Source organism: Bradyrhizobium sp. P5_C12 (genome assembly GCF_054049735.1).
This window is the reverse complement of record NZ_JBFULU010000030.1, coordinates 76,429-91,964: the sequence shown is the minus strand read 5'-3', so window position 1 is coordinate 91,964 and position 15,536 is coordinate 76,429. Positions and strand designations below refer to the sequence as shown.

Here is a 15,536-nt window from a genome sequence, read left to right as displayed (position 1 = left end):
CCTACAAACAGCGCAACCGCATCGAGCGCTGCTTCTGCCGGCTCAAACACTTCCGACGCTTGGCAACCCGTTATGACAGGCGAACCGCCAACTTTACCGGCTTCATCCATCTCGCAGCCGCAATGATCTGGATGCAATAAATGTCGATCGGTCCTAGGGCGAGTCCTCATGAACGTCGGCTTCCGAAGATAAAGCGGAAGTCGCCCCGCGTGGTCGCCATCGACAGCTTCTGACCCGAAACAGATTGCAGCGTGATCAGCATCACAGAGCCGAAGCTTGCCTTTCGGCAGGCTCCGCCTACGCTGCGCACATGTTATTCGGGGCTGTGATGGGCGCGTTTCGCTGGTTTTCATTGGTCTTTTTCATCTTGCTGACGTGCGGCTCGGCGCATGCCGAGCGGCGCGTTGCGCTGGTGATCGGCAATTCCGCCTACAAGAGCGTGCCGAGGCTCGCCAACCCCGCAAACGATGCCGCTCTGGTCGGCGCCATGATCAAGAAGGCCGGGTTCGACTGGATCGACATCAGGACCGATCTCAGTGTTGCCGAGATGCGCAAGGCTCTGCGCGACTTTGGTGGACGGGCGCGAGACGCTGAAGTTGCCGTCATCTATTACGCTGGTCACGGCATCGAGTTGGACGGAACCAACTACCTCATTCCGACGGATGCGACTCTTGAGACCGACAGCGACGTTCTCGATGAGACCGTGGCGCTCGACCGGGCGCTGTTCGCCGTCGAGCCCGCGAAGCAGCTTCGGCTCATCATACTGGACGCATGCCGCGACAATCCCTTCGCCAAGACAATGAAGCGCACGGTCGCCGCCCGCGCCATCGGGCGCGGCCTCGCCAAGATCGAGCCGACCAGCCCGAACACGATGATTGCGTTCGCCGCCAAGGCGGGGTCAACCGCCTCGGATGGCGATTCAAAGAACAGCCCCTTCGCCGCAGCGCTGGTCGAGCGATTGCCAACGCCCGGTCTCGACCTGCGCAAGGCGTTCGGGTTCGTCCGCGACGATGTCCTGAAGAGCACCAGCTACAAGCAGGAGCCGTACGTCTACGGCTCGCTCGGCGGCGATGACGTGTCGCTCGTCCCTGCCAAGCCGGTCGTCGCCGGGCCGCAGGCCAACCCGGACAGCGAAATCCGGCGCGACTATGAACTGGCGCTCCAGCTTGGCACGCGCGATGTGTGGACCGCCTTTCTCAATCGCCATCCGAGCGGGTTCTACACCGACCTGGCCAAGGCCCAGCTAAATCGGATTGCCGCCGAGGATGCGCGTGCTGCGGCCGCCGAGAAGGCCCGGCAGGCCGAGGACGAGAAGGCCCGGCTCATCGCCGACCGCGCCAAGAAGGCCGAGCAGGACAAGGCGGCGGCCGCCGCCAAGGCCGCCGAGGACGCCCGGCTTGCCGCCGAGAAGGCCAAGCAGCTCGAGGACGCCAAGGCGGCCGCGGCCGAGCAGCGCAGGAAGGACGCCGAGGCGGCTGCGAAGGCGCTCGCCGACAAGCTGGCCGCCGAGAAGGCGCTGGCCGCGAAGCTCGCGAGCGACAAGGCCGCCGCCGAGCCGGCGGCGAAGCAGGCCGCCGAGAAACAAGCCTCCGCCAACGCCGAGCAGAAGGTCGCGGCTGTAACGCCCTCCTCGACCCCGCCGGCGATGTCGCCGCAGGAAACGACGAAGCTGGTGCAGTCGGAACTCCGCCGCGTCGGCTGTCTGACGGCCTCGGCGGACGGCGACTGGAACGCGTCGTCACAACGCTCGCTGACGCTGTTCAACAAATACGCCGGCACGAAATTCGACACCAAGCTCGCGAGCTTCGATGCGCTGGACGCGATCAAGGCCAAGCCGGGCCGCGTCTGCCCGCTGGTGTGCGACCATGGCTTCAGGGCCGACGGCGATGCCTGCGTAAAGATCGCATGTCGCCCGGGCTCTCGCGTCAACGACGACAATGAATGCGAGAAGGTGCAGGACAAGAAGCCGGTCGCGACGCGTGACGGTAACGGCAGCCGTGACGCCGAGCGCAAGCAAATCGAGTCCACGCCACCGAAGCGGGAGGCGAAGCCATCGGGGCAAATCTACTGCAATAATGCCGGTTGCCGCCCGGTTCGACCCGGCTGTCGCCTTGAGACTTACAGGAGTGGCGTAACGGTGCCGAGCAACGGAGCTGTTGGAAGCCTTGTCGAGGTCTGCAATTGAAGCCAACCAAGGGATGCCGCGAACAAGCCCGGTCATGCCCGTCTCCTGAGCTCAGACTGTCTCTCCAACGCCTCCGGCGGTGCAATTAATTCTTGATTCTTCGGACCCGCGAAAGCGGCCCGAGTCATTGAGTGTCACCGCAATCCCGGATCAAGACCGGTCACGATCCGAACGCCGCAAGGCCCGCCGACGCAACCTGCGCGTCCTGGGTTGATTGCATGCCTGACACTCCGATCGCGCCGATCACCCTGCCGTCGCGCACGATCGGAAGGCCGCCTTCCAGTGGGGTCAGATTGGTCATGCCCAGAAGCCGCAGATGAAGGCCGCCGTTGGCAAGCGCGGATTCGAAGGCCGCGGTCGACCGCCTGAAATCGACCGCCGTTTTCGCCTTCTGCTGGGCGACAAGCACGCTGCCATGCTGCGCCTGATCGAGACGGTAGAGCAGGACGAGATGGCCGCCGCTGTCGGTGACGGCGATCACCATCGGCCATCCATGACGTTGCGCTTCGGCGCGTGCCGCGCCGGCGACGAGCGTCGCCTCGTCGAGTGTGATGGGGGCGCCATAGAGGGGCGTCAGGGCTGCAAGAGGCGCTTGTGCCGTGGGGTCGATTGTCGTCATGGAGAGCTCCGGTTGGCTGCGGGCTCATCAACAACATATCGCGCATCCGGTGATAATATATGATATCGAGGATACATTATCTCACTTTTCGAGAGAATAGCCCCTGCCCTCGCTTGCGGACTACACGACGTTTCTGGCTATCGTTGACGAGGGCAGCCTGACGTCGGCAGCAATTCGCCTTGGCAGATCGCTTCAGGCGGTGAGCCGGTCGCTGGCGCGGCTCGAGCAGGATCTCGGCGTGGAGCTGGTGTCGCGGACGACGCGGCGCCTGCATCCCACGACGGCGGGGCTCCACTTTGCCGACCGCATCCGCCTGGCACTCACGACCATCGACGGCGCGCGCGAAGATCTGCTTGCCAGCGACCGGCGCCTCGCCGGCACCATCCGCATCGGCACATCGAGCCTGTTCGGCCCCGAATACGTGACCCCAGCGCTAAGCCAGTTTCTGACGCGGAATCCGGAAGTCGACATCGAACTTGTCTTGTCTGATGAGCATGTCGACCTCGTCGCCGATAAGCTGGATTTCGCCATTCGCATCGGCAACCTGCCGGACTCGAACCTGCGGGTTCGCCGCCTCGGCGGCTTGAATTGGGCGGTGTTCGCTGCACCGGCCTATCTCGCCGCGCACGGTCGTCCCGAGCATCCACGCGAGCTATCCCGACATGCGTGCGTGTTGCGGGCCAGCGACGACGACAGATGGGTCTTTGCCGGCAACAAGCGGCGCATCGAGGTGCGCGGCCGCTTTCGGTCGGAAAATGCCGCCGTGCGCAATGCGGCCGTGGCGTCAGGCCTTGGCATCGGACTCGCGCCGCTCTGGCAGGTGCGCAGGCTCATCGAGCAAGGGATCGTCGAGCAGATCCTTGTCGGCCACGAGCCGCCGCCTATTCCACTCCAGATCGTTTGGGTCAGGCGGGGCGCCGGCGCGTTGCCGCGGCGTGTCCGTGCCGCGATGGAATTCCTCGCGGCGCGGCTCTCTGCCCTGCGGATATGAGTTGCGGCTTTCGCCCATCGCCGCCATCGGCGAGCAGTCATCAACGTGACCGGAGCGTAGACGCCACGGTTGTGTCCGGTTATCGTCGAAGCCGACGTTCGTCAGACGCGCGACTACGCAGGCCTTGCTGAGATCACTCTCCTTGACATTTCAGCTTGTCGACGCTGACCCTGCATTGCTCAGCGATCGTCTTGCAGCCTTCGCAGCGTTGGAAAGGTATCACCATGAGGAAGACGTTGTTGGCTCTCGCTGCCGTCGCGACTTTGGTCGTTTCAGCAGCCTCGCCCGCTTATGCTGGTCCGCGCTATGATTACGGCCCCGGCGGCAATCCGTATCCGCGCACTTATCCCGGACCCGGCGGCTATCCGTACTGGTCGGGCTATGTCGATGCCCCGGTTGGAGAGCCGATCCCGCCCTGCCACTGGATAACCCAGAGCTTCTGGGACGGGCATGGCTGGCGCGCGCGCCGCGTGCGCATCTGCGGCTGATCAGGTCGCGGCCCGTCGCGTTCCGCGATTGGTATGAGTTACTCACTTCTATCAGCCGAAGACGTCATCAGAACGTTTCAGCTTGCACATTCGCGTAGCAAGGCGGTGATTTTCGCATCGAGATTTTGGGCGACGGCAAGCGCTTCCGAACTGCCATAATGCCGCAGATAACTCTCCATTTTATCATAGGAGACGTGCACGCCATCGGGACGCTCATCAATGAGCACTGTGACCGGAGCGTAAGATCCGGCATCGGGCACGTGCTTGACCATTTCTTTCATGATGAGTGGATTGCCGATCACAAGCCGGATGATTTTAGGCGTCTTGGATCCGGTTTCGCGACGCAGAATGTCGCCCAGGTCAAATTCCTCGAAGAGCATAAGGTCCGTTCGGCCCAGGCCGCTTCGTACAACGCGCTCCAGATCCGGGAAGGAATTTGTCGCCCTCGTTTCCTTGAAAAATTCGACCATGTTGGGCTGCCCGACCGCAGACTTGAGCGCCGCCACAATAGCGTCGAATGGTTTTAAGCTCGTGAGGCTGAAGCGCTCCACTTCGACTTTAGCGATTGTCATTTTGTCCTCTTACAACTCTCATGGATGAAGTGGCTCGATCGCATCGGAACGCGCCGGGGATCAGGCAGCCGAGGGCCGTGCGTCCAGGAAAGTCCGGACGTGGCTGACGAAGATGTCGTGGTGCTGAAACAGCGCGCCGTGCCCTGAATCGGGATAGAGGACCAGCTGAGCGTTGCTGAGTTCCTTGAACATTGCGTAGGCGTTGCTCGCGGGCAGCATGGTGTCGTGGCTGCCGCTGACCACGAGAGTGGGCTGGCGGATGGCGCGCAGAATGGCGTGCCCGGGATCAGGCGTGGCGCACCAGGTGATCAGCGCCTTGGCCTGCGGATCGGTGACTGCGCTGCCGTTATCGGTGTCCCGATCATCCTTGCGCACCTTCGTCCGCTTCAGGAAGGCCAAGCCGGACGATCGGCTGGCGGGTGAATTCGTGAAGAACAACGGCAGGCGGGGGTCCGGCGCATCGGTTTGGGAAAACGCTTCCTGCAGAACCGCCAACAGGTGTTCCTCTCCGCCTTTCGGCGCGGTACCGACGAGTATGAGCTTGCGGACCAGTTGTCCGTGCTCGGCGGCGATCTGCTGAGCGACGCAGCCACCGAGGGAAAAGCCAAGCAGGTCCACTTCGAGGAGGCCGAGCAGGCCGATGAAATCGACCGCGTCTCGTGCCATCGTCGCGACGTTGTCAGGCGTTTGACCGGTCGAGCGGCCGACCCCTGCGTTGTCAAAGGCGATCACGGGGCGATCGACGGCCAGAGCGTTGACGACGGCTGGATCCCACGCATCGATGTTCCCCGAGAAGTGCTGCAGAAGAATCAGCGGAGTTCCAGTCGCGGGGCCGAGACGGCGATAGGCGAAGCGGATTCCGCGGCCTTCGATGTAACGGGTGGGCGCTGTTTCGAGTGTGGCGGCGTCCTGGTTCGCGATGTCGAGTTGAGTCATATCATCCTCCGGATGCTTGGCATAAAATGATCGAGCGGGTGACGCGCGTAGCGCGGCAACCGAAACCTTCCTCTTGGATGTCGCAGGCGCGTCTACGGCTTTGCCGGCTTCGCGCCATCGCGGTCCGAGGCGTTCCGCATTCCTCCGAGCGAGCGTGGGCGCTCCCGGCGCGACAGTGCCGGGAGCGGTGCCGTCACTTCACGAGCGCGGCCTTTTCGATCACCTCAGCGACCTCCTTCGCGTGCACGACAAGCGAGGCATGGCTGCCGGCGACTTCCGTCGTCTGAGCCTTCATCCTTGTCGCGAAGAATTTCTGGACCTCGGGCGCGATGACCTTGTCCTTCGTGCTGATGACGTCGAACGTCGGCTTGTCATGCCAGGCCGCAATGCTGACAGGCGCCTCGAACGCAGCGAGGCTCAGCGGAAGCTGCGAGTTGGCCAGGTGCTCGGCGATTTCCGGAGGGAGGTCAGCCGCGACGGCTGACGGAAAAACCTTGGGATCGATGTACAGATTGCCCTTCGCGTCGGGATGGATCGCCTTGACGCCTTCGGTCGGCGGGCCGGCCTTGGCCAGCGACGCCAGGGATTCGCCGACCTCGGGCGCGAAGGCGGACACATAGACCAGCGCCGAAACCTTGGGATCGTTGCCGGCTTGCGTGATCACCATACCGCCCCAGGAGTGGCCGACCAGAACGGTCCTGCCGTCCTGTTTCGCCAGCACCTGCTTGGTGGCATTGACGTCAGCGACGAGCGAGGTGAGCGGATTTTCCACGAGCGTGACGTTGTAGCCCTTCTTCGTGAGAATATCGGCAACCGGCTGCCAGCTCGTCTGGTCCACGAAAGCGCCATGCACGAGCACGATGTTGTGGGCTGCTCCCTTGGGCAGTTCGGCGGATTGGGCGGAGCCGACCAACGTCGATCCGGCCAGGAGTACGGTGGCGGCTGAGAGAAGGATGTTTCGCATTGAATGTTCCTGTTGGCATGTCGGACGAAATCAGTCCGGGGGGAATGGACAGGCGTTTCCAGCAAGGTTGCGGTTCTTCCATCTGCCGTTGGCGAGATGGTTGCCGCACGTGCTGTCGGCCCGCTGCGACGTGACGTAATCCGCGGGCATTCCGGACGATAGGGATCAATCGTCCGGATGTTGTGTCCGATCGTCCACCGGGCTAATCTCGACGGCATGGACATCCTCGCCCAAGTGCTCGATCGCGTTCGCCTTGGCGGGACGCTGCTGTTTCACTTCGAGCTCGGCCATCCCTGGCATCTGGAGTTGCCGGCGCGCCCGTACGCGCTGTTTCACTATGTCAGTCGAGGCTCGGCGACCCTCGCGCTCGGACAGGGACAGGAAATCCAGATGACCGAGGGCGATTTTGTCGTCATCACACGCGGCGAGCCGCATGTGTTTTATTCGGATCGCCGGGCCAAGCCTTTGCGGATTATGGATATCGATCGAGCGTCGTCGCGGTTTGGCGTCATTCGTCACGGCAGCCGCGCAAAGCCGCTCTCGACCCTGATCTGCGGCAATTTCACCGTGTCCCGGCCGATGTTTGGCAGCGTGCTGGAGCTGCTTCCGCCCGTGCTCCTGCTGAAGCCGACGGCGGACGGTGGCTGGCTAGAAGCCATCCTGCGCCGCATGGTCAGCGAGTCCGCGCTCGAGCGTCCTGGCCAACGCGTCGCGCTTTCGCGACTGACGGAAGTGCTCTTCGTCGAGGCGCTCCGAAGCTGGATCGCGTCGCTCAGTCCCGGACAAGGCGGCTGGCTCGGAGCCATTTCCGACCCGCATATCGGACCGGCGCTCAAGCTAATTCACGAGAACCCGGAGCGACCCTGGTCCCTGAGCGACCTTGGCCATCGTGTCGGGCTTGGCCGCTCGGCATTTTCGGCGCGCTTTACGAAACTCGTCGGCCAGTCCATGCAACGTTATGTGATCGAACGCCGGATGGCGGAAGCGGCGTTCCTGCTCGAAACAAGCGATGAGCCGATCGCGCGGATTGCGAGCCGGGTCGGTTACGAGACAGCGGCGGCATTTTCAAAGCTGTTTCAGCGGCATCACGGACTGTCGCCGGGCCGCTACCGAGCCTCTCGACGCGCCGACGGAGGCCACGCGCAATCGGGCAATTCGGAACTACAAGTATCCGATTGACCTCGAGCAAGCGCGCCGTCGCCATGTCTGCAAGTGGGCCCCATTGGAGACATACAGTTGCGTTCTCGGCTCTGTTGTGTAGAACAACCACGGGTGCTCGCTGCATGAAGCAGTGACAGGTTAAGCGATGGTCGGGCCGCCACGCAGGRTGCGTGYGCCCATGAACGATCAGCTGCCCGGCAGAAACCCTTCAAAGTCCCAATCTCTCGCCGAGCGAGYGCTCGCGACACTRCAGCACTTCCTGCATGTCGAGGCGATCAGCGGGATTGTGCTGCTCGCGGCCGCGGCGGCCGCATTGCTGTGGGCCAACTCGCCAKTGGCCCATTCGTATCATGACGTCTGGAACCTGGCGATTCCACTTCGCCTCGGCGCATTTGCTTTCGAAAGGYCGCTGCATTTCTGGATCAACGACGCGCTGATGACGATGTTCTTCCTCGTCGTCGGCATGGAGATTCGYCGCGAGATCCACGAGGGCGCGCTGAGCAGGTTCGACCAAGCTATCTTGCCGGTGCTGGCGGCATTCGGCGGGGTCGTCGTTCCTGCGCTGATCTATCTGAGCTTCAACGCCGTTCCGGGGCGCGGCCATGGCTGGGCGATACCGACCGCCACCGATATCGCTTTCGCCGTCGGCGTGCTCGCGCTGCTCGGCAAATCGATTCCAGGCAACATTCGGGTCTTTCTGCTGGCGCTCGCTATCATCGACGACATCATCGCGGTTCTCATCATCGCGCTGTTCTACACCAGCGGACTCGATTCCAGCGGCTTTGCCGTCGCGGCGCTCGGCGTTGTCATGGCGCTCGGCTTTCAGCGCCTMGGAATCGGCTCCGCCTATGCCTATGTCGTGCCGGCGTTCATCGTCTGGGCGGGCTTTCTCATGGCAGGCSTTCATCCGACGCTCGCAGGCATCGTGCTTGGGCTGATCACGCCGGCGCGGTCGCGGCATCCCTGGATCGCGCCGCCCGTCATTCGTGTGGAGATGGCGCTGCATCCCTGGGTCGCCTAYGCCATCATGCCGGTCTTCGCGTTGGCGAATGCGGGTATCAGCTTCAAAGGCATGGACCTATCAGGCGACGCTCGGTTCGTGACGCTCGGCGTCGCACTCGCGCTGTGTGCGGGAAAGCCGGTCGGTGTGATCGGGGCGACGTGGCTTGCGGTGCGCACGGGCTGGTGCCGCCTCGCGCCAGACGTGTCATGGAGCGGCGTTTGTCTCGTCGGGCTGCTCGCCGGCATCGGCTTCACCATGTCGATYTTCATCGCCATGCTCGCCTTTAGCGACGACAAGCTGCTCGATGCGGCGAAGCTCGGCGTGCTGTTCGGCTCGCTGATCTCGGTTACCTTGGGCCTTGGATGGGGGGCCGAGTGCGCCCAACGACAGCGAGAAACCAGCTGATGGAAACTCGAGTAGATGACTAATGAACCATGATAAAGTCCTAACATGGCTCTCAGTGACGATGGGCATTCTCGTCATCGGCAATTCGCTTCACGTTCTCTACGTCCTTGTCCGATGAGAACGGATTTCCGAAGGCGGCCKTATTCTCGCGCGCCCCGCGTCGTCGCCTGTTGGCCCGTGTGAGACATGCCGGCGCAGTCTGACGATTTCCGTTTACAGGGGTAGACCGGAATAGAGCGGCACGCGGCAATAGCGACGCGATTGACCCACAGCGGACATTCTGTCGCGCACTCTGCTGGCCCTTTACCTTTGAGGGCGAACGCGGGGCTGTTTGTACCTGCTCGCAAAAACAGGTATCTAAGGTTCTTCAAGTTCGCTTGAAGGCAGGTAAATCAAGAATGGAATGCAGATGACAAAGCAAGAAGTCGATTTTGACTACATCCTTCGATCGAATCTAGAGCGGGTATTCAACGAACGGGATGACGATAAGCGTCGGACCGCCATCGATGATTTGTTCGTCGAACAGCCGGTCATGTATGAACCGACAAATATTGTAAAAGGTCGGGAAGCAATCTCGCGCGTTGCCGGAGATTTGCTCAAGCAATTTGGACCAGCATTTCGTTTTGTACCCGAGGGTGCAGCAGTCGGGCATCACGGATTGGCACATCTCTCATGGCACGCAGGACCTGAAGGCGGCCCGGTAACCGTGACGGGTGCGGACGTGGCCATTTTCGATGACGGCAAGATTTCACAGCTATGGGTACTGCTCAATGTGCGGTGAAATGTAATGGGTCCGCGTCTGGGCCCAACGCCGACATGCAGGCGTATCGGCTTCAACGTCGCCTTCCAACAGCAAAGCGGACGCAACGAATTTATGAGAAAACGCCCTAGGCCCGCCGCATCAGCTTGAGCGAGGCCGCCAGGCGCAGGCTGCGCTTGCCCGCAAGCGCGATGCCGTCAAACTCGCCGCTGTCGGCCGTGCAGGTCCCGGAGAATCCGATCCCGACCTCGCAGCCGCCGAAGACGGGATTTTCGCCTTTCGCCGGCGTGTGTTCCTGGTTGAGCATCTCGCCCTTCCAGCGGCCGTCTGCCGAGGAGTAGGAGCCGAGATAGTAGAAGAACGCATCGCCGCCGAGGATGCGGCCGTCCATCAGCAGCATCACGCCGGAGAGCCCGGCATCGACGCCGTCGAGCGCGCGCAGGCGGATCCCATAGAGCCCGTTGGCGATCGCGCCCGGACCGACCGCGCCGCGCGGCGGCAGCGCCGCGTCATCGAGCGGCGCGAGGTTGGCCCAGAACACGCCGTCAGGGATCGTATCCGCGCTGCCCTCGAACAGGATGGTCGATCCCTCGGTCCTGCCGCGCACCTTGATCGCGGCGACGTCGGCGCCCATCAGCGGCTTGTAGTGAGGATCATCATTGTGGCGCTCGGTGATCACCTCGCCGATGATCTCGCCATCGCGCTCCTGATAGGTCCCGAGATGCGCGAAGGCGGAATTGCCGCCCAGCAGCTTGCCCCTGTGCATGCACATGATGCTGCGGCCGAAGGCGCCGTTGATGCCGTATTCAACCTTGTAGAGTCCGTCCAGCAACGCAATAAACCCGTAAAATCGGAAAAGAATCGCAGGCTACCTAGCACTGCTGCCGCACCGAGGCCATCCGGCTTTTGCGCGCAGGGGCCGCCGCCGGGATCCTCCGCTGCCATGATGCCATCATGCCCCTGTTTTGCCCGACGGGTCAAACGAATTTCGTAAAATCATAATATTTGCAATTTCAACCACTTGGCTACTGTGCATGGGGTTGTTTGCGCCTTTTTTGTTTGGCGCGGCCCCGGAATGCCTTCGAACCCGCCGGCGCAGGCGCGCGACCAAGCGGCATGGATCAGACAGAGACATCAGCCGAGCAGCAGATCGCGGCGTTCATCGCCAGCGCGGCGAAGCAGCCGCTGCTCGATGCCGCGTTCGAGCTCTGGCGCTGGCGCTACCGATTGGATTCGATCGAAGGGCGCCCGACCGCCGAGCAGGTCCGCATCAATCGCACCCTCACGCCGGAGCAGATCAGCGCGCAATACCGCAGAGATCGCGACCACGCCCATGAAGGGCCGATGTTCGGCTACCTGAAGCGCGCCCATCCGCGCGCCGATGACGCCGCGATCAGGCAGGCCATCATCACCGCCGTCAAATTCGAGGACGCGACCTTCACCCATTTCAGCTGGGATGGCGATTTCTGGGCCTGCGTCGTGCGCGCCGTGGCGCGGGCGGCCGAGCAGTATCCGGATTTTCTCGAAACCACCTATCGCGACGCCCGCAACAACGTCGCCTACTACTACAAGTGAGCTACAGCATGATCCGGAAAAGTAGGTAGCGGTTTTCCGAAAAGATCACGCTCAAACAATAATTCCAAAGCGCGATCTCATCGCGCTTTAGAAGCACAGCGTGGTGACGAGCTTGCCCTGCTTGTCCTTGATCGCGTAGGGACAGCGCAGCCGCTCCAGCGCCTTCTTGGCATCCTCGTCGCCGAGCGCCGCAGCGCGCTCGTAATAGGCTTTCGCGGCATCCCTGTCCTTCGCGCCGCCGCGGCCTTCCTGCGCGAACGCGCCCATCCGCTCCAGCGCGCCGGGGTGGTTTTGCGCGGCCGCCTTCTCGAACAACGCGCGCGCCGCGACGTCGTCCTTTGCGCCGCCGGTGCCTTCGGAAAGCATCAGGCCGAGCTGGTATTGCGCCTCCGCGTTGGTCTCGGCCGCCTTGCCGAGCAGCGCGCGGGCCTGCGCGGGATCGGCCGGCGCGGCACCGCCGGCGCCGCCGAGGGCTGCGAGATTGCTGACGCCGCGGGGATTGCCGGCCTGCGCCGCCTTCTCGAACAATTTGCGCGCCTGCGCCTCGTCCTTCGCGACACCGGCGCCGGTGCCGTAGAGCACGCCGAGCTCGACCATGGCCGCACTCGATCCCTTGTCGGCCGCCTTGCGCCAGGCGGCGATCGCGTCCGCGGTCTGCCGGTTGGCGGCATAGGCGCGGCCGAGCTCGAACATCGCACGCCGCGAAGAAGGCGCGGCCTGCTTGCAGAACTTGATGGCGGTCGCGACGTCGGAGGAAGCGAGCTCCGCCACGCCCTTCACGTCAGCCGGCTTGTCGGGATCGCTGGGATCGGCCGCCACCCGGTCGCACAGGACGAGGTCGGCCGACTGCGCATGCGCCGCGAGGGGCGCAGCGAGCGTCAAGAGGATGGCAAAGAGACAGGTTCGCATGGGCCTCAAATTGCGTCGCGGTCCCGGCGAATTCAAGGCTCGAGTCCCGATTGCCGCAGGACCGGGACGACCTCCGGAGATGCCAAATAGCGCAGCAACCGGTCCGCGGCCGCAGCGTGCGTCGCGCTCGCCATGCGGCCGGCGGAGAACACGGCCGGTGTCTGCAAATCATGCGGGATCGGGCCGATCACCTCGATGCCGTCGACCTGCTTGAGTTCGCTGATCTGCTGCACGGCGAGATCGGCCTCGCCGCTCACGAGACGCTCGGCCGTAAATCCCTGCTGCACGATGGTGGCTTTGGCATTGATCTCGGCCGCGATGCCCATCCGGACAATCAACTGGGCAAAATAGATTCCGCTCGCGCCCAGACCCGAATAGGCGACCGACCGCGCGGCGAGCAGCGTCTGGCGCAGCGCGGCTTCGGTGGCGATGTCGGGATGGGCCTGCCCTGCCCGCACGGCAATGCCGACATAGGAGCGCGCCAGATCCGCCGCGCCCTCGGCGATCACGCGGCCTTCGCCGATGACTTCGTCGAGCCCCTCGCGCGTGAGGATCACGAGATCGGCGGCCTCGCCGTCGCGCAGCCGTTTCAGCAGCGCCAGGGTCGGCGCGAAGTCGGCATCGACTTGAATGCCGCTGGCGGTCTCGAAGGCGGCGGACAGGCTGCGCATCGCGCCCATCAGGCCGAGCGTCGAGAGCATGCGAATGTTTTCCATGTGCGATCCCGGATAGCGATCAGGCGCGGTGCATCAGCTTGAGGGCGGCGGTCAGGCGCAGGCTGCGCTTGCCGGCAAGCGCGGTTGCCTCCAGCACGGCCTCGGCCTCGTCATAGGTGCCGGAGAAGCCGATGCCGACCTCGTGGCCGCCGAACACCGGATCGTCCTTGGCCGGCGTGTGCTCCTGATTGAGAATCTGTCCCTTCCAGCGTCCGTTCGCGGCGGTGTAGCTGCCGAGATAATAGAACGACGCATCGCCCCCGAGAATGTGCCCCCGGTTCAGCAGCATCACGCCGGTGAGGCCGCCGTCGAGGCCGTCCAGCATGCGCAGATGGATCGAATAGAGGCCATCGGCGATGCCGGCCTCTCCGACACCGCCGGCGATCGGCACCTCGTCCTCCGTGATCGGCGTCATCACCGACTGGAAGGGGACGCCGGGCAGTTCCTTCAGCTCGCCCTTGAAGCGGTAGAGATCGCCGTCAGCCCACCCCTTGGCGAGCAGCGTCGCATCATCGGTGCCGGCCATGGCGCGATAGCTCGGATCGGGATTGTGGCGGACCGTCTTGATCACGATGTCGACGCCGTCGTCGGTCTTCTCGTAGGTGCCGATATGGGCGAAGGCCGAATTGCCGCCGAGCATCTTGCCGTTGCCGGCATGCATCACGCTCCGGCCAACGGCGTCGCCGAGCTGAAATCGCACCTTGTAGAAGCCTTCAAACACCAGCCGTCCCCGGCCCTGCGCGCATCCGGGCGCAGTCTATCCCGCTTTCGGCCGCGATGGACAAGTTTCGCGCGATCGCGGCCGGCGGATCACAGAAACGGCCGTCATCAAAATGCAAAAAATCCGCCGGAGCTGTTCTGCTCCGGCGGATCGAGAGCCAACCCGGGCCAGCCCCCCAAAGCCCGGGCCGGGAGGATCTTAGGCGGCGGCCTTCTTGTCGGCCGGCACGGACGCGATCGTCTTCAGGATCTGGGAAGCGATCTGGTATGGGTCGCCCTGCGAGTTCGGACGGCGGTCTTCCAGATAGCCCTTGTAGCCGTTGTTGACGAAGGAGTGCGGCACGCGGATCGAAGCACCGCGGTCGGCCACGCCGTAGCTGAACTTGTTCCAGGGCGCGGTCTCGTGCTTGCCGGTCAGACGCTTGTCGTTGTCCGGGCCGTAGACGGCGATGTGGTCCATCAGGTTCTTGTCGAAGGCCGCCATCAGCGCCTCGAAGTACTCCTTGCCGCCGACCGTACGCATGTACTCGGTCGAGAAGTTCGCGTGCATGCCGGAGCCGTTCCAGTCGGTGTCGCCGAGCGGCTTGCAGTGGAACTCAATGTCGATGCCGTACTTCTCGGTGAGGCGCAGCATCAGGTAGCGGGCCATCCACATTTCGTCAGCGGCCTTCTTGGAGCCCTTGCCGAAGATCTGGAATTCCCACTGGCCCTTCGCGACTTCCGCGTTGATGCCTTCATGGTTGATGCCGGCCGCGAGGCAGAGGTCGAGATGCTCTTCGACGATCTTGCGGGCGACGTCGCCGACGTTGGAGAAGCCGACGCCGGTGTAGTACGGGCCCTGCGGCGCCGGATAACCCGAGGCCGGGAAGCCGAGCGGACGGCCGTCCTTGTAGAAGAAGTATTCCTGCTCGAAGCCGAACCAGGCGCCGGCGTCGTCGAGGATCGTGGCGCGCTTGTTCGAGGCGTGCGGGGTCTTGCCGTCGGGCATCATGACTTCGCACATCACGAGCACGCCGTTGGTGCGCGCGGCGTCCGGGAACACGGCGACCGGCTTCAGCACGCAATCGGAGCTGTGGCCTTCGGCCTGCTGCGTGGAGGAGCCATCGAAGCCCCAGAGCGGAAGCTGCTCGAGCGTCGGGAACGACGCGAATTCCTTAATCTGTGTTTTGCCGCGCAAGTTCGGAGTCGGCGTATATCCGTCGAGCCAGATGTACTCGAGCTTATACTTGGTCATTGAGCCTCTCTGTAGATGATGCGAAAGGTGGGGACGGCTAGTCCCCGCACGTTTGTACCCGGCCACCATCGGCCGGCCCTTTACAAGCATTTAACGTGCCAAAAAGCCGCAGCGCGGGGCGTTATCCACCGGCCCCCGCCACCTGCGGGCGCAGCCCGTCAGTCCACAGCCGCATGCGTCATAGCGGCGCACCTTTCCGTGAAGCTGCACTGCAAAAATCCCGCAGAAAACGCCCGATTCCGATGCAAGTGCACCCCTGCCCGAGGTTGCCGACTAAACGCGCATCAACGTCCGGCAA

General features: G+C 63.4%; 17 protein-coding genes. 8 read left to right on the top strand and 9 right to left on the bottom strand.

Annotated elements, in window-relative coordinates:
* Together ACXJMY_RS24800 and ACXJMY_RS24795 are read left to right on the top strand one after the other, a co-directional pair.
* Positions 1 to 140: transposase (locus ACXJMY_RS24800; protein ID WP_456621972.1), on the top strand; the 140-nt coding region annotated here is incomplete at its 5' end.
* 188 nt (positions 141 to 328) lie between these two features.
* Positions 329 to 2,185: a caspase family protein gene (locus tag ACXJMY_RS24795; RefSeq protein WP_456621971.1), complete on the top strand. Its 1,857-nt coding sequence runs from the start codon at positions 329 to 331 to the stop codon at positions 2,183 to 2,185.
* Between the two features lie 160 nt (positions 2,186 to 2,345).
* Here ACXJMY_RS24795 and ACXJMY_RS24790 read toward each other — a convergent pair whose 3' ends face one another.
* Complete coding sequence (locus ACXJMY_RS24790; RefSeq protein WP_456621967.1) at positions 2,346 to 2,804, bottom strand: GlcG/HbpS family heme-binding protein; 459 nt, start codon at positions 2,802 to 2,804, stop codon at positions 2,346 to 2,348.
* A gap of 103 nt (positions 2,805 to 2,907) precedes the next feature.
* Here ACXJMY_RS24790 and ACXJMY_RS24785 point away from each other — a divergent pair, with 103 nt between their 5' ends.
* Positions 2,908 to 3,795 carry a LysR family transcriptional regulator gene (locus tag ACXJMY_RS24785; protein WP_456621970.1) on the top strand — a complete coding sequence of 296 codons (888 nt, stop codon included), beginning with the start codon at positions 2,908 to 2,910 and terminating at the stop codon, positions 3,793 to 3,795.
* 224 nt (positions 3,796 to 4,019) lie between these two features.
* Positions 4,020 to 4,283: a hypothetical protein gene (locus ACXJMY_RS24780; protein ID WP_456621966.1), complete on the top strand. Its 264-nt coding sequence runs from the start codon at positions 4,020 to 4,022 to the stop codon at positions 4,281 to 4,283.
* Positions 4,284 to 4,360: 77 nt separating this feature from the next.
* Here ACXJMY_RS24780 and ACXJMY_RS24775 read toward each other — a convergent pair whose 3' ends face one another.
* The 3 genes from ACXJMY_RS24775 to ACXJMY_RS24765 all read right to left on the bottom strand — a co-directional run bounded on the left by ACXJMY_RS24775 (position 4,361) and on the right by ACXJMY_RS24765 (position 6,755).
* Positions 4,361 to 4,855: a DUF302 domain-containing protein gene (locus tag ACXJMY_RS24775; RefSeq protein WP_456621965.1), complete on the bottom strand. Its 495-nt coding sequence runs from the start codon at positions 4,853 to 4,855 to the stop codon at positions 4,361 to 4,363.
* 60 nt (positions 4,856 to 4,915) lie between these two features.
* Positions 4,916 to 5,791, bottom strand: coding sequence for an alpha/beta fold hydrolase (locus ACXJMY_RS24770; protein WP_456621964.1), 876 nt, complete (start codon positions 5,789 to 5,791; stop codon positions 4,916 to 4,918).
* A 193-nt stretch (positions 5,792 to 5,984) separates the two neighbouring features.
* Complete coding sequence (locus ACXJMY_RS24765) at positions 5,985 to 6,755, bottom strand: alpha/beta hydrolase (protein ID WP_456621963.1); 771 nt, start codon at positions 6,753 to 6,755, stop codon at positions 5,985 to 5,987.
* A gap of 177 nt (positions 6,756 to 6,932) precedes the next feature.
* Between ACXJMY_RS24765 and ACXJMY_RS24760 the strand changes: the two genes are divergently transcribed.
* The 3 genes from ACXJMY_RS24760 to ACXJMY_RS24750 all read left to right on the top strand — a co-directional run bounded on the left by ACXJMY_RS24760 (position 6,933) and on the right by ACXJMY_RS24750 (position 10,105).
* Complete coding sequence (locus ACXJMY_RS24760; RefSeq protein ID WP_456621962.1) at positions 6,933 to 7,934, top strand: cupin domain-containing protein; 1,002 nt, start codon at positions 6,933 to 6,935, stop codon at positions 7,932 to 7,934.
* A 160-nt stretch (positions 7,935 to 8,094) separates the two neighbouring features.
* Entirely contained in the window at positions 8,095 to 9,324 is a 1,230-nt protein-coding gene (nhaA, locus tag ACXJMY_RS24755) for a Na+/H+ antiporter NhaA (RefSeq protein WP_456621961.1), read from the top strand.
* 409 nt (positions 9,325 to 9,733) lie between these two features.
* A complete protein-coding gene (locus ACXJMY_RS24750) occupies positions 9,734 to 10,105 on the top strand; it encodes a nuclear transport factor 2 family protein (protein WP_135175006.1) in 372 nt (123 codons plus the stop codon).
* A gap of 106 nt (positions 10,106 to 10,211) precedes the next feature.
* Here ACXJMY_RS24750 and ACXJMY_RS24745 read toward each other — a convergent pair whose 3' ends face one another.
* On the bottom strand, positions 10,212 to 10,916 hold the full coding sequence (locus ACXJMY_RS24745; RefSeq protein ID WP_456621960.1) for a GrlR family regulatory protein: 705 nt from the start codon (positions 10,914 to 10,916) through the stop codon (positions 10,212 to 10,214).
* Between the two features lie 284 nt (positions 10,917 to 11,200).
* Here ACXJMY_RS24745 and ACXJMY_RS24740 point away from each other — a divergent pair, with 284 nt between their 5' ends.
* Positions 11,201 to 11,659, top strand: coding sequence for a hypothetical protein (locus tag ACXJMY_RS24740; RefSeq protein ID WP_456621959.1), 459 nt, complete (start codon positions 11,201 to 11,203; stop codon positions 11,657 to 11,659).
* Positions 11,660 to 11,746: 87 nt separating this feature from the next.
* Here the strand turns inward: ACXJMY_RS24740 and ACXJMY_RS24735 are convergent, their stop codons facing one another.
* From ACXJMY_RS24735 to ACXJMY_RS24720, 4 genes are all read right to left on the bottom strand, one after another.
* A complete protein-coding gene (locus ACXJMY_RS24735; RefSeq protein WP_456621958.1) occupies positions 11,747 to 12,568 on the bottom strand; it encodes a tetratricopeptide repeat protein in 822 nt (273 codons plus the stop codon).
* A 32-nt stretch (positions 12,569 to 12,600) separates the two neighbouring features.
* A complete protein-coding gene (locus tag ACXJMY_RS24730; protein ID WP_456621957.1) occupies positions 12,601 to 13,284 on the bottom strand; it encodes a substrate-binding domain-containing protein in 684 nt (227 codons plus the stop codon).
* A gap of 19 nt (positions 13,285 to 13,303) precedes the next feature.
* Positions 13,304 to 14,005 (bottom strand): GrlR family regulatory protein, encoded by a 702-nt coding sequence (locus ACXJMY_RS24725; protein ID WP_456621956.1) that lies wholly within the window; start codon positions 14,003 to 14,005, stop codon positions 13,304 to 13,306.
* Positions 14,006 to 14,203: 198 nt separating this feature from the next.
* Positions 14,204 to 15,238 (bottom strand): glutamine synthetase beta-grasp domain-containing protein, encoded by a 1,035-nt coding sequence (locus tag ACXJMY_RS24720; protein WP_038943077.1) that lies wholly within the window; start codon positions 15,236 to 15,238, stop codon positions 14,204 to 14,206.
* Positions 15,239 to 15,536 lie beyond the last annotated feature (298 nt).